The sequence below is a fragment of the Biomaibacter sp. TOL genome, assembly GCF_059717795.1.
Genome location: NZ_AP046092.1, coordinates 3,465,549 through 3,483,624, shown reverse-complemented (window position 1 = coordinate 3,483,624; position 18,076 = coordinate 3,465,549). Strand labels below are relative to the sequence as shown.

Below are 18,076 nucleotides of genomic sequence, written 5' to 3'. Positions count from 1 at the left end.
TACTTTTGTATAATTATACACTAGTTATCAATAGATAGACAAGAATTCTGATCGAAACCTACATCCGATCATTTGCTTTTCTATACAGCCGCCTTCATCCTACGCAGTAATTCCTGTATCCGCCCGGATTTGAGGCGGAAACTGACCTGGTTTGCTATAAGGCGGGCGCTGATGGGACAGATTACCTCTTCTATCTTCAAGCGGTTTTCCTTTAAAGTATGACCGGTAGCTACGATATCCACAATGGCATCGGAAAGCCCAAGTAGCGGCCCAAGTTCCACGGAGCCATTGAGTTTTATTATTTCCACCGGCTGGGCCTTTTTTAAAAAAAAGCTTTCAGCGATATGAGGATATTTTGTGGCAACCCGGTATATAGGGATACCCGGTGCCCTATCTTCTGGTACGGCCACCACCATCCTGCACCGTGCCAAGTTTAAATCCAGGAGCTCAAAGACATCCTTCCTTTCTTCCAGTAGCACATCCTTTCCGGCCACTCCCAGGTCCGCTACACCATGCTCCACAAAGGTGGGCACATCTAAAGGCTTTGACAGGATCAATCTCATACCATAGTCTTCAAATTCAAAGATTAGTTTCCTGGAATCCTCGCTGACATTGTCAAAATGCATTTCTATTCTATTGAAAAGTTCCATCGTTTCTCCGAGTATCCTGCCCTTTGACAGGGCTATTGTCAGAAATTCCAAAGCAGATCTCCTTTTCCATATTTCATATTTGATGTACCATAATAAATGAACCTGCCACGACTCTCCCTTGTTTATTTTCCGCTTTATCACAGATTATTTTAATCAAATCCATCTCTTTTTACCTCTATTTTTCCGTTTTTATAATAAAGGATTTTTGCATTAAGATTTTCATCTAGACATGTATTTTCTTCGTCCTCCATTGGTATCAGTTTTACAGCAAGATTTTTTTTCCTGAGTTCTTCTGCTTTTTTAAGAGCCTGCGTGAAACTTTCCATGTCGTAAAATATATAATTCGGTTCGTATGAATCAACCATATCTTTCTCCAGTATTGAAAGCAGCGCTTCTTCAGTCAGCGCAAAACCCGTGGCGGGGCGGGTTCCGTTGAATTTATCCATGAGATTGTCATAGCGCCCACCACCGCCCAAAGGGAACCCAGAACCCGGTGAATATATTTCAAAAACAATGCCGGTATAATATTCAAGGCCCCTGGCAAGCCCCGGGTCAAAGGTAAGCCTTACATCATTGAAACCTTTCAGCATCCCAGCCAGTTCCATAAGTTCCGACAGAGCACTACGGCATTTTTCATTTAAGGTGATTTTATTTAATTCCTCAAGAATTTCTGGACCGCCATAAAAACCGCTCAGAGACAGCAAAACCTGTTTTATGCCAGGTTTTACAGGAATCTCCTTTATCAGTTCTTCCAGCAGAACAAAATTTTTACCCCATATGGCACGGGCTATCTGCTCTTTTTTCCCCAGGTCTGCATCTATTTCATCCAGCAAACCCTCAAGGAATTTTATGTGACCGATATTTATTATAAAATCGGAAACGCCGATTTTCTTCAAAATTTCCGATGCAAGCAGGATTATCTCCGTATCGGCCTGTATACCCTTTATGCCGATGAGTTCGGCGCCCACCTGGAAAAATTCCTGGTCGTGCCCCCTCCTTGGTTCCTGAAATCTGAAGACATTTGAAACATAACAAAAGCGGAGCGGGAGCCAGTGTTCGCTATAATAAGTCGCCACCATGCGGGCAATGGAAGTGGTGACATCCGACCTTAAAGCTAGAACCCTGCCCTGCCGGTCGAAAAACTTGAAAATTTTCTCAGAAAATCCTGGGCTGTTGCTTGAAAGAAATGTTTCCAGATATTCGAAGGAAGGAGCTATTATCTCCTCATAACCCCATTTTTCAAAAACATCATATATGACTCTTTCCATCCGCCTTTTTTTACGGACCAGCGGCGGAAGGAAATCCTTCACTCCTGCAGGCTTTTGAAAGACGATATCCATGATATACAACATCCTTTAGTTTGGTAAATTGTTAAAGCATTAAAATGATACTACCATAACTTTGCATTTCGGTCAATATTAAATTTGATAATCATAACAAATTCTGATATAATGGAGAATGATTTTAAATAAAGACATAAATTGAAAGGAGCTGTGTCCTTTGAAGGAAAAAGTCAAAGAAGTCCTTGATAAAATTCGCCCATCTCTGCAGGCCGACGGCGGCGACGTTGAGCTGGTGGATGTCGATGAATCCAGCGGTGTAGTAAAGGTAAAACTTACCGGTTCCTGCTTCGGATGCCCCTTTGCTACCATGACCCTGAAAAACGGCATTGAGGAAGCTTTAAAAGAACAGGTCCCCGGAGTAAAAGAAGTACAGCAAGTTCAATAAGATAGATAGTTTAAAGAGCAGCTAACGGCTGCTTTTTTTATTTTGGATAGCGTTTATAACTTATTTCATATATATAGATGATAAGTATCGTTTACAGTAACTATATATGCGTCGCTTCGAGCCAATTCTTTCTGACCGTCATATTCTACCACTGTGAGAGAGGCATTGCTGATTTTAAATTTCCAGAAAAGGTCATAATGCAGGTTTAGTATAACCGAAAGCAGTGCCCTGATAGGACCGGCATGGGTAACTATCAATATATTCTTGTCTGGATGCTTGTTTGCAGCGGTTTTTAAAAAAATGGATGTCCTGTCGCAAAGCTCTGACAGGGTTTCTCCACCTTCCGGTCGCTCGTTATAAGGATCCTTCCTCCACCTTTCCATCTCTCCCGGCCATTTTTCATTTATTTCGTCAAAGGTGCAGCCTTCCCATACACCAAAACTCAGTTCCCTCATCTCCCCGGCGGGAAAAACCTCTAATCCATGCGGCGCCGCTATAATTTCGGCTGTTTCCATGGCCCTTTGCAAGTCACTGGCATATACAGCATCGATTTTCTGATCCTTTAGCCTTTCTGAAAGTTTTAATGCCTGAAGCCTTCCTATATCGCTGAGGGGTATATCCGATTGGCCCTGATATTTAAACTCTTTGTTCCATAAGGTCTCCCCATGCCTTATCAGATAAAATCTAGACAAAAAAATCACCCTTTGTTTGATAATATGGCAAAAAATAAAAGCACAATTACTTCACAAACTTCATTTAACGCCCCATATGTATCGCCTGTATGGCCGCCCAGTTGACCCATGATATATTTTATAAAAATATAGCTTGCCGCAAACAATATCAATGATATAACAATTCCTTGAGATTTTGCAAGTATAATTGCAATTCCAATGGCACAAACACTTGAAAAAACAAAGTGCCATGGACTTTTGTCCATACTGAAAGCTTTGCCAAGCCCGCTTTCCCTGGCATATGGGAATTTGATTATAGCATAAGTAATTATCCATCGGCTCAAAGTGGGAGCGAGAATTAAAGCTGGTATCATGAGTCGCTGCGAAAGGACGCCTAATAGAGAAACCTTAAATAATAGCAGCAATACAACTCCCATGGTGCCATAGGCTCCAATGCGGCTGTCCTTCATGACCGACAGCTTTTTGTCCCTGCTACCTCCACAGAAAAGCCCGTCCATGGTATCGGCGAAGCCATCGATGTGCATGCCTCCGGTAACCATGACCCAGCCGGCAGTTATGATCACCGATAAAACCTGCAATGGTAGAAATTTTCTCCCCAGGAAATATATAAGACTTAATATACCGCCTATTACACTCCCTGCCAGAGGGAAGAATGGAACTGATGATGCAATCTTTTTTTCGTCTAGCATCACCTGGGGAAAAGGTATCCTTGTCAAAAATAAAAGAGCTGCATAAAATCCCATACAGTTTTTCACCTTCAATTCCTTCTGAATAGACCGGGGTTGAATAATTTGTTTACATAATATAATTATGGTTTCATAACAATATCACTAACTCCCCAGCTATCAACGCAATAATAGAGGATACTATGCTCAATGCCACGGCAGTCTTTATGTCATCTGGAACCATGTCCCTCAACTTCTCACCCATGTAGGCCCTGAAATTGGGCTGGCCGGAATAATAATTCATGCCGCCCAGCCGGATGCCCATGGCTCCTGCCATTATGGATTCGGGAATGCCCCCGTTGGGGCTTTCATGTTTTTTTGCATCTCTCAGTGCCGTCATTAATGCCTGCCTTGCATCAAGACCTAAAACTTTAGCGGCTATTAACATAAAGACCCCGCCTAACCGGGCAGGCACATAGTTTAGAATGTCGTCCATTTTTGCTGAAAACCATCCAAAGTGAAGATATCTTTCGTTTTTATACCCCACCATGGAGTCCAGAGTGCTGGCAGCCTTGAACGCTATGGCAAGGGGTGCCCCTCCGAGAAAGGCATACAGCAGAGGGGAAACGATGCCGTCTACGGTGTTTTCCGCCACTGTTTCTACTGTCGCCCGACAAACCTCATCCGGCGGCAGTTCCCATGTATCCCGCCCCACTATGCCCGAGAGGCGCAGCCTCGCCCTTCCTATATTCCCTTTTTTTAATTCATGAAAAATGCCCATAGCTTCATCGGATAAGTTTCTGACCGCCAGGGTCGTATACAGCAGCCAAACTGATACCGCCTGCCCGATCCGGATATTTATTCCATAAGCCAATTTTATCACACAAAACGTCAAAAAGTAAGATGCTCCTACGGTGACAAACCACAGCACCATCCCGCCCAACATAAGCTCCGAAGAAGTGCGAAAAACTTTTCGGATAAGTCCCTCCAATGATGAAATCAATTTCCCTATAAGCACTACGGGATGGGTGAGCCTCCTTGGGTCTCCCAGAATCAGGTCCAGCAAAAAAGCTACAAATATAAGTGTACCCATGTATTTCTTTACCTTTCTTCAGAAGTTTGTATAAAAAAGCTTTTATTATAAATTGAAGTGAGAGCATTTATAAGGATTTCGTTTTCCTCTCTTGTTCTAACAGCCACCCGGAAAAAGCTGTCGTCCAGAAAATCAAAGTTCCCACATTGTCTTATCAAAATTCCGTATTTTTTAAGTTTGTCCGCAAGAGCGTCGGATTTTATGCCGTCGGCAATTTTTACAAAGACAAAATTCGCCTCCGGGTACAATGGCAAAAGTCCATTTATGTCGCTCAGTTTACTCCAGAGGTATTCCTTTTCCTGGGAAATAAATTTTCTGGTCGTCTCAATGTAATTCTTGTCTTTTAAAACTTCATAGCCCACCAAACCCGCAAAAGTATTGATGTTCCAGGGATCTTTCAACTCTTCCAACTTTTGTATCAGTTCACTGTTACAAGCGGCAAAACCTATTCTAAGGCCCGGCAAAGCAAAAAACTTCGTGAGAGATCTGAGAATAATCAAATTTTTATGTTTCTCGACCCCTTTTATCAAACTCTGACTGTCTATCACAAAATCCATGAAAGCCTCGTCCAGCAAAAGAAATGATTTTCTGTCCTGCAACATCTCGAGCAAATTTGTTATCTCTTTTTTTCCGGCGAGTTTACCAGTGGGATTGTTGGGATTACATATTATCGTCATTGAATTTTTATCTATAACATTTTCCACTTTCCGAACAAGCTCAAAGTCCCACCCGTAATTATTTTTTGTCATGTCTACAAGTTCTACTTTTATTCCTCTCCCTCGGCAGGAGCGAGCGTATTCGGAAAAGGTGGGAGCAAAAATTATAACCTTTGATGGTTTCAACGCTTCCACAATTATGTTTATAAGTTCTACCGAGCCGTTTCCGGGAAGAATATTTTCCGGGTTTATGCCATAATATTCCGATGCGGATTTTTTAAGCTCTGCCTGTTCCGGATCTGGATAATAGACTATATCGTCTATCCGGTTGATTATTATTTTTCTTACGACATCGGGGAAACCGAGCGGATTTATATTGGCGGAAAAATCCATAAGCTTATTATACGGCATATCCAGCTCTCTCCCGACTTTATACACATTTCCTCCATGAATCGCCATGGTATCGGTTCCTCTCATGTTTCAAACTTTGTGTTGTCATGCCTGCTGCAATTCAATTTATACTTGGGGTATATAAATTTCCCTCGGACCGGCATTGTCAATACCCGCTTTGATGATCCTGTATTTTTTCCCGTGCTTTTTCATTATTCCATCCAGCTCTGCCCATAAATCGGCGTCTATACGGCAATTTTTTTCAAAAAACAAACTTACAGCGGAACCACTATGGGCTACATTTACCCCTGCGGCATTGAATCTGTTTGCAACTTCAATGGTATCCATTAAATGAGGCTTATAAAATATCTCCTGATGGGCAATGGCGCTTTTTATCATTGCCCTGCCGAGCAGCCTCACATCACCCTCTTTTATTGCGGTGCGTGCTAATTCCAGGGCCTGTCTAATAGCCGGTTCCTTTTTCGAATTCAACTTTTTTAAATCCGGGCGACCGTTGAATTCCAATGTATCCACAGTTTCTTCTGTATCTATGATATATACATCCATTTCCGGCAGGTCTCCCAAGCTCTCCCTCCATTTTCCCTTTATATGGTCAAAAATCACCGCCCCTTTAAACATTATACCGTCGCTCGGCTCTATGGAAATGGCAATATCGGCTATGGAATCCGGGGAAATTCTTTTTCCAAGGGCCGATGCCGTAGCCATGCATGCGGCGGTAATATCGGCAGTGCTAGATGAAAGACCTGTGCCCCGGGGAATGCGGGAGTTTATAGTTATGACCGGTTTATATTCAACCGCTCCGAAGAATTCAAGGGTTTTTTGCACGGCAAGATATGATTTAAAACTATATATATTTGGCCCGTCAAATGGTTTTCGTGAACTTTTTTCAGAAATCAATTCTACCGTTATTTCAGTATATAGTGAAATTGGGCAGGTCACCAGAAAGTCCTTTCCATCAATTGCGCCCTGAACTATTTCCCCGCAGCTGGCAGGGCAGCGGGCTTTCCCCAGCAAATACGGTCCCTCCTATTATTATTTGATTTTCAAAGGTATGCCAGACACCATGAAATAAACATTCTCGGCATACGATGCCATCAACTGATTCGCCTCTCCCAGCAAATCCCTGTAAAGCCTGCCTAGAGGGTATTCGGGCACAAGGCCCATGCCCACTTCATTGGATACAACCATAACATGTTTATTTAACCTTCCGGCTTCCCGGATTATTGAATTTATTTCATTCAGAAGCGATTTTCTTAAATCTTCCCATGTGGCGGGATCTTCAGCTCTGTCCAGCGGAATCCGGTTTGAAACCAACAGAGCCAGACAGTCGATAAGGATTATTCCATAATCCGACCATTTACTGTTTTCACCTATATTCTTTAAAACTCTCGATACATGCTCGGGCTCTTCAATCGTTTCCCATTCGATAGGTCTTCTCTGCCTGTGGAGGGCTATCCGATGAGCCATTTCCTGATCAAGAGCCTGAGCGGTAGCTATGTATACGACCTTTTCTCCGGATTCACGGGCCAATTTTTCCGCGAACCGGCTCTTGCCGCTGCGGGCGCCGCCGGTAATAAATGTCATACTCATATTATCACCTTCACATCCTGTAATCCTTATTTTTTTTCTTAAAAAGAAGGTATATAAAGAACGGACCACCAAACAGCGCCGTCAGGATACCCACCGGAAGTTCTGTGGGGCTTATGATAACCCTGGAAAAAGTATCTGCTATCATCAGATAAAGGCCTCCTACCAGGGTTGAAAAATTAAACAGCTTTCGATGGTCGGGTCCGATTATCAGCCTAGTGATATGCGGGATTATGAGCCCCACAAATCCTATTATGCCGCTGACCGACACCGCCGAGGCCGTAAGAAGACACGCTGCCGCAAGACTCACTTTCTTCGCTAGTTCTACATCAACTCCTGTAGAAAATGCCGTTTCCTCGCCCAATTGCATTAAATTCAGTGCCCTTAAGTTCAAGACCCCTATAATGTATCCTGCAACCCCGTAGGGCAGATTAAGTATTACGTCATCCCATCCCTGAGAAGAAAAACTTCCCAGAAGCCAGAAATAAATCTGGTGCAATTTATTGTCGCTGAAATACATGAAAAAAGATACCAGTGCGGATATGAAGCTGCTAACTGCGATTCCTGCCAGAAGCAATGTAAATGGATATGTGCGTCCTCCTACACTGGAAATCACATAAACCACGACAATAGTGACAGCCGAGCCCAAAAAAGCAAAAAATGGCACCGACCCTATTCCCCATATTTTCAAGCCCGAAAAAAGAAGGATAGCCAGAGTCGCACCCAGAGAAGCACCAGAGGAAGCCCCAATCACATACGGGTCGGCCATAGGGTTTCTGAATATGCCCTGGTATATTACACCTGCAGCCGAAAGTTCGGCGCCAACCAGAAAAGACAGCACTATTCTTGGAAGCCTCAACTGAAGTAAAATTGCTTCCTGAGAATAAGACCAGTCGGCGGTAACATTTCTTCCTAGAAATGGAATTTTATGAATGATAATTTTCATAATTATAACAGGGCTTATACTCACCGACCCTATTCCAAGAGCCAGAATGCCTCCAAAAATAATCGCTGCGATGAGCGCCGTATATTTTCGTATATACTTAATATCCTTCTGGAAACTTCCGGTCACTTTGTTCCTCCATTGCTCATACCTATTTTTATTTGAACAATTCCGGATGAATAATTTTTGCAAACTGTTCAAGACCGTCAACAAGCCTCGGTGTCGCTCGCTGGACTATATTTTCATCCACATAGAACACTTTATTATTCTTTACGGCATTGATGTTTTCCCAGCCGGGCCGTTTTAAAATATCTTCTATGGTTTGTTTGCTGGAGCCATGGTGCGAAAAAATAATAATATCGGGGTTTTTGGATATGATCATTTCCTGACTGTATTGCGGGTAGGCATTTTCGGCATCGCCAGCTATGTTCTCGCCCCCAGCTTTTTCGATTATGTCATTGACAAAGGTGCCCGGACCGGCAGTTGTAAAAGGCTCAGGCCAGACTTCATAGTAAATTTTTGGTCGTTTATCTTGTGGGATTCCCGCAGTCTTATCCTCGACAGTTTTTATCCTATTTTTAAGGGTTTCTACCAGCCTGAGGGATTCCGCCTCTTTGCCTGATATTCTTCCTATTATTTCAATGCTGTTCAGCATATCGGGGATATTCTTAGGGGCGAGGATCACCACAGGTATGTTTAATTTCTCCAGTTGTTCCACAGGCTTTTGATGCATATCTGTTGCCAGCACAAGGTCCGGTTTCAAAGAAATTATCTTTTCCAGATTTGGATCGGAAAATCCGCCTATCTTTTCTTTGCTCTTTGCTTCCTCAGGATAATCGCAGTAATTTGTCACCCCCACGACTTTTCCTCCCAATCCCAGGGCAAAAAGAATTTCTGTATTGCTTGGAGCGAGGGACACTATCCTTTTCGGTTCTTTTTCCACAGTTATTTCACGATTCATCTGGTCTTTTACTTTTAAAGGAAATGTTGCACTTTCTTGATGCAGAACGCTGTCCTGCGGCGCGGCAGGATTTTCTGGCGTCTTGCCTTGATTATCTTTTGATGAATTGCATCCGGCAAAAATGCCAATTACAATCAACAATATTAAAAACAGTGGTAAACTCTTAAATATTTTTCTTATCATAATTGTGTGGTAAAACCTCTCGGTCTGCCCAAACCTCCTTTATAATTCTTTATCCTGTGACCGTTAGAATTTTACGTTAAAACAATTAAAATAACCCGGCTGCTCTTGCGGAAAGACCGGGTTTTTGTTTCTTTGCAAAAGTACTCCCCCTTTCTTCCGAAGGCTGGTACCCTCATCAACAGGCAGGTTTCCTGGCTGACGGATCATCTTCGCTGCGCCTTCCCGGTTTTCCCAGTGGCATAGCAGTTTATCCCCGGTTACAGTGGCGGGACCGCTCAGGATTTTCACCTGATTCCCTTTTAACCTTTCGGCACCTGTTGCATATTGTTTTTTATATTATATCTCACATTTTCTTTTTCTACAAGTTCATGAGGTCATGCTTAATTCAGTTCTAATGTCTTAACTTTCAAAATGTGCTTTAATTGCCCCTATCATACTATTTTCCTTTTCTATTACCCTTGCCCTCATACCGGCTAACAATCTTTTGTGAAACACCAGCCTGTAATTGTACCTTCTTCCGTTGCAAAAATTATCCTTATATGATTCATTTCCCCTTAAAAAATCAAAAATGTTATCTTTTCTTTCTATTGATGTTTTTATGGCTGCTGAAGTAAGAAGCACCCCTATGCTCATATTTTTATAGGCATCGTCAAATCCGCCAATACTTTTTTGATGTAGCTCCACCATCCTGAGCAGGGTAGGTTTTACATCCTGCTCTTTGCTCACCACTTCATATTTTATATTAAAATCCCTGTTTACCCTTCTCCAGTAATATTCTATATTTTTTCTGAACCGCTTGTTTAAACTCGCTTTATATGCATCCCAGCTGTCGGGTAAGGTAATGTGTTTGATATCAGAAAAATGCTCCTTCAACTATTCCCGCCCCTTCTAAAATATCTAAAAAAAAGCTTCCAGGCCAGAAGAACGAATGTTATAAACATCATTATAGCGCCGGCTTTATATTCCCACGGCATATAAAGTAGCCTGTGTATCTCTGAATAGGTTTTAAAATACAGTATCATCCAAAATGTTGCCCAGAAGAAATCCCCGATCAGAGAGAATACAAGATAAGATAAAAAATTTATTCTCAAAAGGCCGGCGGCCCAAATGGCGGGAGTCCTGGTTATCCCGATCCACCGGCTTATCATATTTGCCACTCCTCCATATCTGTCAAACCATTCCCTTATCCTTTTAATATCCTCATCTTTCATGTGCAGGAATCTGTTTAACCGGTCTACCACCGGTGGGCCGCCGAAGTATCCTATGTAATAGGCGAGAATATTACCCGAAAGGTTTCCGATGGTAGCCACCGCTATAACGTATGACAATGACATTTGATTGATACTAATAAAATATACGGCAGCCATAAATAAAAGTTCTACAGGCAACGGCAACCCAGTACCTTCGGCCAAAAGGCCAAGATAAAGTCCCGCATATCCGTATTTAGTCAAAATATCATAAGAATTTTGCCACAGGTTGGACATGTCCCATCACCCAATAAAATTATACACTCGATGTACGTTTGTTTAAATGTTTTTCTTACAAATATAGCCGATAATGTTTCTCATTGTTTGAAACATCATCGGCCATAAATTCCACTACAAACCTTACAAACCAGCAAAAAGCCTTGCTGCGTGAGCGGCTTCTTCCCGGGCTATGGTCTTGAAAACTTCGGCTACTTCTGTAAATCCTTCTCTTTGAACCTGCCGGGCTGCAGAAGCATGAGTTTGTTTAAAAAGTTTATAATGAGCGGATTTTCCGGCTTTGACCGGATGTTTATATAAATTTGAAAAGACTTTAATCTATGGTATAATTTTAATTGTGTTTTTATGAATTTATTTTACAGTTTCTTAATTTCTTTTTTACTACGGCTCCGATTTTCCCGGTTTCCTGGGCTGTGAGCATGTCCCAGCCAATGCGCTTTACTTTGTCGAAAAGCCCCAATTCTGTGGCGGCTTCAAGTTTCAATTTTTCTTTGGGGTCTGGAGTTTTTTGCTTGTTTTTTTTAATATTTTTCCCCATAAGCTCACCTCAAAATTATGATGTCCGTTAAAAATAAATTTATTCCCGTATTTCTGTATAAAGGAGGAAGCTGTTTGATAGAACTTTCCAATATCACGAAAAATTATGGCAACAAGACTGCGCTGAAAGGTATATCGTTGTTTGTAAAGCGTGGTGAAATTCTTGGCCTTTTAGGCCCAAATGGAGCTGGTAAATCAACCACCATGCGAATAATTGCGGGGTATATGCCTCCCACTTCCGGAACGATACGGGTGGCAGGATATGATATCGTAAAACAACCCGTAACGGCAAAAAGATTTATTGGTTATTTGCCCGAAAATCCGCCGCTTTACAAAGACATGACCGTGAAAGATTTTATATCTTACTCCGCCGAATTAAAAGGTTTTAAAGGAAGGGAAAAAAGTTTAAGGGTAAATAAGGTCATGGAAGAAGTAGGAGTCGACGTTGTGAAAAACCGCCTTATTTCTCACATTTCCCGGGGATACCGCCAGCGGGTGGGCCTTGCCCAAGCACTGGTAGGAGAACCTGAGGTTCTGATTCTGGACGAGCCCACCGTAGGTCTGGATCCGCAACAGATCATCGAAATAAGACAACTTATAAAAAACCTTGCCGGCAAAAGGACAGTCATATTGAGTTCCCATATACTGCCGGAAGTGAGCAGCCTGTGTCACCGAGTTGCTATAATCAACAAGGGTAAACTTATAGCTGAAGATACTCCAGAAAACCTCGGCAACGCCCTTATGGGGAATCGGGAAATAATTCTGCAGATAAAAGGGCCCGATAAAGATGTTCTTTTTGCCCTTCAAAATGTCCCGGGGGTCCAATCAGTCTCCATAAATTCTATCGGCAAGGATATATCGGAGTTCAGGGTGACATCCGAAAAAGGCAGAGATGTCAGAGAAGACCTGTTCTTTGCCATGGCTTCCAGAGGTTTTGCCATACTGGAGATGAATTCTTCAAAAATGTCCCTGGAAGAAATATTCCTTGAACTTACGACCGAAGAAGATGCCATATCCGCATCTTTCAAGGAGGATGACAAAAATGACAATCATATACAGCATATTTAAAAAGGAACTGAAAGGTTATATTCAATCTCCACTGGCCTATGCGGTCATTTCGGTCATTATGGCTCTAGCAGGTTATTTCTTTTCTGTAGCCCTTTTTACTTCCAGGATTGCCGAAATGACAAGTCTCTTTATGAATCTGGCGGTAATCCTTATTTTCGCAGCCCCGGTTTTGACTATGAGACTGATGGCCGGAGAAGAGCAGGACGGCACCATGGAATTCCTGCTTACCTCTCCTGTGACCATACCCCAGCTGGTGCTGGGAAAATATCTGGCGTCACTGGCACTGTTTATCGCCATAATTATTTTGACCTTTATTTTCCCGGGTATTTTACTTTCCATATCTTCACCGGATATAGGAGTGATAATAACTTCATACCTTGGGTTTTTACTGCTGGCGGCCACATACCTTGCTATAGGAATAATGTGCTCCTCGTTTACCAGCAGCCAGATTATAGCCAGCATATCGGGCTTTGGCATATTGTTGCTGTTTTGGATAGTGGGATGGCTGTCGGGCAATATATCCGGACCTCTGGGTCAATTTGCAAAAGCTCTTTCAATTTCCGAGCATTACGGAGATTTTCTCAGGGGAGTGATAGACACGACTCATGTAATATATTTTCTGAGCATCATAATTGTATCTTTGCTGATTTCCATGCTTGGCGTAGCCAAGAGGGCCTGGTCATAGGGAGGATGTATAGCTTGAAAAATAACTTTTCATTACTATTTGTGCCGCCAGCGGTAGCGGCGGAATGGAGGTTAATATGAAAATTACGAGACTCTCCGGTGTTTTTATAGTTTTATTGCTTCTTGTGTCGCTCGTAGGTGTGAATTTTGTGGCCGCTAAGTACCATAAGCGATGGGATTTAACAAAATCCAAAAGATTTACCCTTTCTCAAAAAACCAGGGAAATTCTGGCCGAGTTAAAGGACCCTATCAAAATAACGGCTTTTATCGCCGAAGGCAGCAATACCGGCAGCGATATAAAAAATCTCCTGAAAGAATATGGTTTTGCTTCTTCTAAAATAAAAATCAACTTTTATGATCCCGAAAAAGAACCGGCAATAGCAAAAAAATACAATGTCCAGGAATACAACACCATTATAGTCGAAGATTTGAAAAATCAACGCACCATTAGCCAGTACAACCTATATTCGCCGGGGAAAAATTCCTATTCTATGGACTTCAATGGCGAACAGGCGGTAACAAGAGCCATTCTTGATTTAAACCGCCAGAACCAGGCTCATATTTATTTCCTGAAGGGTCATGGCGAGGCCAGCATTATATCGGATCTGGACAGCTTTAACTCTTATCTCAAAGGGGAAGGATATATTACAGAGCAATTGGAGCTTCCTGTTGAAGGAAAAATTCCTGATGACGCCGATCTGATAGTAGCGGCCGGTCCCCAGAGGGACCTTGTTTTAAGAGAGAGGGAACTGTTGGAAAACTATGTCAAGAAAGGCGGTAAACTTCTAATATTCCTTGGTCCTACCGATAACAGCGTCCCCTTGACCGAATGGAAAAATCTGCTGAATAGTATCGGTTTAAAGGCTCATGACGACGTTGTTACCGATCCGCAGCGGTCTTTTTATTCCGATCCGCTCACACCGGTACCGATGGTAGAAAACCACGATGTCACACAGAGCCTGCTGGATAAAAAACTCACAGTCATTTTCCCTTTTAGCAGAAGTTTGGAGCCGATTGCAAAATTGCCCGATAATCTTCAGGTAAGGTCTCTCCTGATAACCAGTAATGATGCATTTGGCGAAACGGACCTTACCAAAAACAGCGTGTCTAAAGACAATAACGATATCAAGGGGCCACTCCACCTGGCGTACGCCGTCTCCAGGCCTGCTGAAGAAAAAAAGCAGGATACACCTCTTGACCCGAATACAATAACTGCTCCCGACCTGGAAACCGGAGACCCCATAGCCGTTGTGGCAGGTAATATTGCATTTTTGGGGCCGCAGACACTGGGGCTTGCCGGAAATCTTGATTTTGCTGCAGGCTCAGTGACATGGCTGCTCCAGAGTACCAACCTGCTAAGTATACCGGCAAGATCTGAGGAACCGCCTTTTATTAATCTGACAGGAAATATGGTTCAGACTATTTTTTATTCTACAGTGGTAGCTCTGCCTTTGATTATAATTGTCGCTGGTTTTATAGTGTGGATACGCAGGAGGAATCTATAGGGATTCAAAAATACGTGACAGGGTTATCAAAACCCTGTCTTGTAAGTTATAATTGTAATCATTGCTATTGAAGGAGTTTTTAAATGGTTATTCTGCAATCTGTCCAAAGTATTTTAAGCATAATGCTCATGATTTCGCTGGGATATGTGCTTACATCTCGGGGGTGGTTTGACGAAAATTCTTCAACACTTCTTGTAAAGCTCGTTGTCAAATTATCCCTGCCCATGCTTATGATTCATGACCTCATGAACAATTTTAATAAGGAAAATCTTCTGGCCAGTGCCGGCGGACTGTTGGTGCCTTTTTTATCTATAGCCTTTTGTTATCTGTTAAGTTTTGTTACTGCAAAATTTGCAAAAATACCTGCCGAGAGACAGGGTGTATTTAGATCTATGTTTTTTAACTCAAACACCATTTTTATGGGACTACCTATTAACCTCGCATTGTTCGGTGAAAACAGCATTCCTTACGTATTGTTATACTATATTGCAAATACCGTTTATTTCTGGACGTTTGGAGTATATGAGATAAACAGGGATGGCAACGGCGGATATAAAAAATTATTTTCCATGGAAACATTAAAAGAAATTTTATCTCCTCCGCTTGTAAGTTTTATTTTCGCAATCGTAATGATTTTGCTGGGTATAAGATTGCCCTCCTTTATCATGGATACTTTTAGATATGTCGGTAATCTGACGACCCCTATTTCTATGCTGTTTATAGGCATCACCATTCATTCTGTCGACTTGAAAACCATAAAAATCAGCAAAGATATGCTGTTTTTGTTCGCCGGGCGGTTTATAATTTCACCGATATCAATTATTTTACTGACATTGTTTTTTCCTTTACCGCCACTTATGAGGAACGTCTTTGTGATTCAGGCGGCCATGCCGGTTATGACAAACACAGCCATAATCTCAAAAGCTTATGATGCTGACAGTAAATATGTAGCTGTCATGATAGCTGCAACCACCATAGCCACTCTCTTTGTAGTACCTGTGTATAGAGTGCTCTTAAATCAAATTCCGTAATAATAAAAGAGGCGTTTTTAATCACGCCTCCTTTGAAGAACTTCCTATTTTATTTTTTCTATAACTTCTTCAACCATTTTTCTTATCTCTTCAGATTTTTCCATACTCAATGCCTGTTCTGCAATTTTTTTTGCTTCATCGTACGTGAGAGAGCGAATAATCTTTTTCACCTGTGGGATGGATGATGCGCTCATGGAAAACTCGTCCAGTCCCATGCCCAGCAATATCGGAACTGCGGTCACATCTCCCGCCATCTCGCCACACATGCCTGTCCATTTCCCGGCCCTGTGTGAAGCGTCGATAACATTTTTTATAAGCCTCAGCACCGCCGGATGAAGGGGTTCGTAAAGATTGGATATGTGTTCGTTCATTCTATCAACGGCCAGAGTATATTGAATCAGGTCATTGGTGCCTATGCTGAAGAAATCCACTTCTTTTGCCAGGATATCGGCTATAACCGCGGCAGAAGGAATTTCCACCATGATGCCAACTTCCAGGTTATCGTCAAAAGGTATGCCCTCGGCTTTTAGTTCTTTTTTGGCTTCTTCAAGTATCGCATTGGCTTTTCTAATCTCCTCGGCCCGGGATACCATGGGGTACATGATTTTCACATTGCCGTAGAAACTGGCTCGAAGTATGGCTCGAAGCTGGGTTTTTAAAATATCGGGTCTGTCCAGGCACATACGGATGGCTCTCCAGCCCAGAAAAGGATTCATCTCATCGGGCATGTCCAGATATGGAAGTTTCTTATCCCCTCCGATATCCAGAGTCCTTATTATGATCGGCCGTGGGGCCATGGCTTCGGCCACCTGTCTATATGCTATAAACTGTTCTTCTTCCGTAGGAAGGTTTTCCCGATCCATGTACAAAAATTCTGTGCGGTAGAGCCCTACGCCTTCAGCTCCGTTATCCAGGGCGCCTTTTACATCTTTTGGAGTGCCGATATTTGCCGAAAGCTCCACTTTCCGAACCCCGTCTCGGGTCTGACCGGGAAGGTCTTTCAATTCTTTTAGCTCCCGGCGATAATTTATATAATCTTGTTTTAGCTTCTCATATTCCTTTAAAGTATTTTCATCAGGATTTATATGAACTATCCCTTTATTGCCGTCGACTATGATTATATCTCCCGTTTTGGCCTGCCGAGATATATCCACAAGCCCCACCACTGCCGGAATCTCAAGAGATCTGGCCATGATTGCGGTATGAGAAGTTCTGCCTCCCATGTCGGTGGCAAAAGCCAAAACTTTCTCTTTGTTCATTTGAGCGGTATCAGAAGGTGTCAGGTCTTTCGCTATTATAATGGACTCATCAGAAATATCCGCAAGGGTTTCGATTGGAACTCCCAGAATGTTTTTTATCATTCTGTCGCTTACATCTTTAACGTCTGCTGCCCGTTCTTTCAAGTATTCATCATTCATATTATTGAACATCTCAATATATTTATGTGATACCATTGATACGGCATTTTCGGCAGTTATTTTGTTATTTCTTATCATGGACTTTATTTCATCTATAAATACGGGATCATCCAAAACCATTAAATGAGCTGCAAAAATTTCAGCCTTGTCATGACCCAATTCTTTTTCGGCTTTTTCTTTTATTTTTTTCAACTGGATTTTCGATTGTTCTATTGCTTCTTCAAGACACTTTATTTCTTTTTCCACCATGTCTTCTGTGATGTTTTCTTTGTTAATGACAATTTGCTGGCCATTTAGCACATAAGCTTTTCCAATTTCAATACCGGGCGATGCCGCAATCCCTTTTAACATGTTTACCTCCCTCAAACTTAATCTTTTTTAATAATATCTTCCACTTCTTTTGCGATACGGTACGGCTTTGTAATTATCCTGATAGGTAAGGATAGAATGAACTTTTTGATGTCCCCTTCCAGTTCTTTTGTCATCCTGAACGGTTTTGTGAGGATTCTTTCAATAAAATCTACAGCATAGTTTCCTAATAGTTTTTCTCTTTTGATTTCAATTTCACTACCGCATTGAGTGCACTTGACGCTTTTTAAAATATTCCCCACATATGTTACAGTATGGGGTGTATCCTTATTGCAGTGAAGACAAAAAAGTTCAGCTTCCATTCTGGAGGTCATTCGACTCCCCCCTCTCCAAGATAATCATAGCCGCTATCATAATCAAAATTGCTGCATCTGGACTTTCTTCCCTTCGGGTAAGAAGAAAGCCAAACAA

At 42.1% G+C, this 18,076-nt stretch carries 21 protein-coding genes and 1 riboswitch; of the genes, 5 read left to right on the top strand and 16 right to left on the bottom strand.

The window, feature by feature from the left end; all coding sequences use genetic code 11:
• Window positions 1-80: 80 nt before the first annotated feature.
• Both hisG and hisZ read right to left on the bottom strand, forming a co-directional pair.
• Window positions 81-701, bottom strand: a complete 621-nt coding sequence (hisG, locus tag AC6I1H_RS17135; RefSeq protein WP_497738726.1) for an ATP phosphoribosyltransferase — start codon at window positions 699-701, stop codon at window positions 81-83.
• A gap of 98 nt (window positions 702-799) precedes the next feature.
• Window positions 800-1,990: an ATP phosphoribosyltransferase regulatory subunit gene (gene hisZ / locus AC6I1H_RS17130; protein WP_497738725.1), complete on the bottom strand. Its 1,191-nt coding sequence runs from the start codon at window positions 1,988-1,990 to the stop codon at window positions 800-802.
• A gap of 160 nt (window positions 1,991-2,150) precedes the next feature.
• Between hisZ and AC6I1H_RS17125 the strand changes: the two genes are divergently transcribed.
• Window positions 2,151-2,378, top strand: coding sequence for a NifU family protein (locus tag AC6I1H_RS17125; RefSeq protein WP_497738724.1), 228 nt, complete (start codon window positions 2,151-2,153; stop codon window positions 2,376-2,378).
• 65 nt (window positions 2,379-2,443) lie between these two features.
• Here the strand turns inward: AC6I1H_RS17125 and cobC are convergent, their stop codons facing one another.
• The 12 genes from cobC to AC6I1H_RS17065 all read right to left on the bottom strand — a co-directional run bounded on the left by cobC (window position 2,444) and on the right by AC6I1H_RS17065 (window position 11,591).
• Window positions 2,444-3,070 carry an alpha-ribazole phosphatase gene (gene cobC, locus AC6I1H_RS17120; protein ID WP_497738723.1) on the bottom strand — a complete coding sequence of 209 codons (627 nt, stop codon included), beginning with the start codon at window positions 3,068-3,070 and terminating at the stop codon, window positions 2,444-2,446.
• A gap of 5 nt (window positions 3,071-3,075) precedes the next feature.
• Window positions 3,076-3,825, bottom strand: a complete 750-nt coding sequence (gene cobS, locus AC6I1H_RS17115; RefSeq protein ID WP_497738722.1) for an adenosylcobinamide-GDP ribazoletransferase — start codon at window positions 3,823-3,825, stop codon at window positions 3,076-3,078.
• A 61-nt stretch (window positions 3,826-3,886) separates the two neighbouring features.
• On the bottom strand, window positions 3,887-4,828 hold the full coding sequence (cbiB, locus tag AC6I1H_RS17110; protein ID WP_497738721.1) for an adenosylcobinamide-phosphate synthase CbiB: 942 nt from the start codon (window positions 4,826-4,828) through the stop codon (window positions 3,887-3,889).
• 8 nt (window positions 4,829-4,836) lie between these two features.
• Window positions 4,837-5,943, bottom strand: a complete 1,107-nt coding sequence (cobD, locus tag AC6I1H_RS17105) for a threonine-phosphate decarboxylase CobD (protein WP_497738720.1) — start codon at window positions 5,941-5,943, stop codon at window positions 4,837-4,839.
• Between the two features lie 57 nt (window positions 5,944-6,000).
• Window positions 6,001-6,909 (bottom strand): GHMP family kinase ATP-binding protein, encoded by a 909-nt coding sequence (locus AC6I1H_RS17100; RefSeq protein ID WP_497738719.1) that lies wholly within the window; start codon window positions 6,907-6,909, stop codon window positions 6,001-6,003.
• A gap of 18 nt (window positions 6,910-6,927) precedes the next feature.
• Complete coding sequence (gene cobU / locus AC6I1H_RS17095) at window positions 6,928-7,485, bottom strand: bifunctional adenosylcobinamide kinase/adenosylcobinamide-phosphate guanylyltransferase (RefSeq protein ID WP_497738718.1); 558 nt, start codon at window positions 7,483-7,485, stop codon at window positions 6,928-6,930.
• A 10-nt stretch (window positions 7,486-7,495) separates the two neighbouring features.
• On the bottom strand, window positions 7,496-8,554 hold the full coding sequence (locus tag AC6I1H_RS17090; protein ID WP_497738717.1) for a FecCD family ABC transporter permease: 1,059 nt from the start codon (window positions 8,552-8,554) through the stop codon (window positions 7,496-7,498).
• A 28-nt stretch (window positions 8,555-8,582) separates the two neighbouring features.
• Window positions 8,583-9,569 carry an ABC transporter substrate-binding protein gene (locus AC6I1H_RS17085; protein WP_497738716.1) on the bottom strand — a complete coding sequence of 329 codons (987 nt, stop codon included), beginning with the start codon at window positions 9,567-9,569 and terminating at the stop codon, window positions 8,583-8,585.
• Window positions 9,570-9,733: 164 nt separating this feature from the next.
• Window positions 9,734-9,902: riboswitch (cobalamin riboswitch) on the bottom strand.
• Window positions 9,903-9,968: 66 nt separating this feature from the next.
• Complete coding sequence (locus tag AC6I1H_RS17080; RefSeq protein WP_497738715.1) at window positions 9,969-10,442, bottom strand: GNAT family N-acetyltransferase; 474 nt, start codon at window positions 10,440-10,442, stop codon at window positions 9,969-9,971.
• Window positions 10,439-11,053, bottom strand: coding sequence for a DedA family protein (locus AC6I1H_RS17075; protein WP_497738714.1), 615 nt, complete (start codon window positions 11,051-11,053; stop codon window positions 10,439-10,441). Before AC6I1H_RS17075 ends, AC6I1H_RS17080 begins: the two co-directional genes overlap by 4 nt.
• Before the next feature lie 123 nt (window positions 11,054-11,176).
• Window positions 11,177-11,371 (bottom strand): ferritin family protein, encoded by a 195-nt coding sequence (locus tag AC6I1H_RS17070; protein WP_497740848.1) that lies wholly within the window; start codon window positions 11,369-11,371, stop codon window positions 11,177-11,179.
• Window positions 11,372-11,396: 25 nt separating this feature from the next.
• Window positions 11,397-11,591 (bottom strand): alpha/beta-type small acid-soluble spore protein, encoded by a 195-nt coding sequence (locus AC6I1H_RS17065; protein WP_497738713.1) that lies wholly within the window; start codon window positions 11,589-11,591, stop codon window positions 11,397-11,399.
• A 74-nt stretch (window positions 11,592-11,665) separates the two neighbouring features.
• Between AC6I1H_RS17065 and AC6I1H_RS17060 the strand changes: the two genes are divergently transcribed.
• The 4 genes from AC6I1H_RS17060 (at window position 11,666) to AC6I1H_RS17045 (ending at window position 15,878) form a co-directional block, all read left to right on the top strand.
• The gene (locus AC6I1H_RS17060) at window positions 11,666-12,658 is read left to right on the top strand and encodes an ABC transporter ATP-binding protein (RefSeq protein WP_497738712.1); all 993 of its coding nucleotides are present in this window, start codon (window positions 11,666-11,668) and stop codon (window positions 12,656-12,658) included.
• A complete protein-coding gene (locus AC6I1H_RS17055) occupies window positions 12,633-13,343 on the top strand; it encodes an ABC transporter permease subunit (protein WP_497738711.1) in 711 nt (236 codons plus the stop codon). The genes AC6I1H_RS17060 and AC6I1H_RS17055 overlap by 26 nt, the downstream gene beginning before the upstream one ends.
• A gap of 76 nt (window positions 13,344-13,419) precedes the next feature.
• Window positions 13,420-14,847: a GldG family protein gene (locus tag AC6I1H_RS17050; protein WP_497738710.1), complete on the top strand. Its 1,428-nt coding sequence runs from the start codon at window positions 13,420-13,422 to the stop codon at window positions 14,845-14,847.
• Between the two features lie 83 nt (window positions 14,848-14,930).
• Window positions 14,931-15,878, top strand: a complete 948-nt coding sequence (locus tag AC6I1H_RS17045) for an AEC family transporter (RefSeq protein WP_497738709.1) — start codon at window positions 14,931-14,933, stop codon at window positions 15,876-15,878.
• A 44-nt stretch (window positions 15,879-15,922) separates the two neighbouring features.
• Here AC6I1H_RS17045 and ptsP read toward each other — a convergent pair whose 3' ends face one another.
• Together ptsP and AC6I1H_RS17035 are read right to left on the bottom strand one after the other, a co-directional pair.
• Complete coding sequence (ptsP, locus tag AC6I1H_RS17040; protein WP_497738708.1) at window positions 15,923-17,647, bottom strand: phosphoenolpyruvate--protein phosphotransferase; 1,725 nt, start codon at window positions 17,645-17,647, stop codon at window positions 15,923-15,925.
• A gap of 17 nt (window positions 17,648-17,664) precedes the next feature.
• Window positions 17,665-17,979: a bh protein gene (locus AC6I1H_RS17035; protein WP_497738707.1), complete on the bottom strand. Its 315-nt coding sequence runs from the start codon at window positions 17,977-17,979 to the stop codon at window positions 17,665-17,667.
• Window positions 17,980-18,076: the final 97 nt, after the last annotated feature.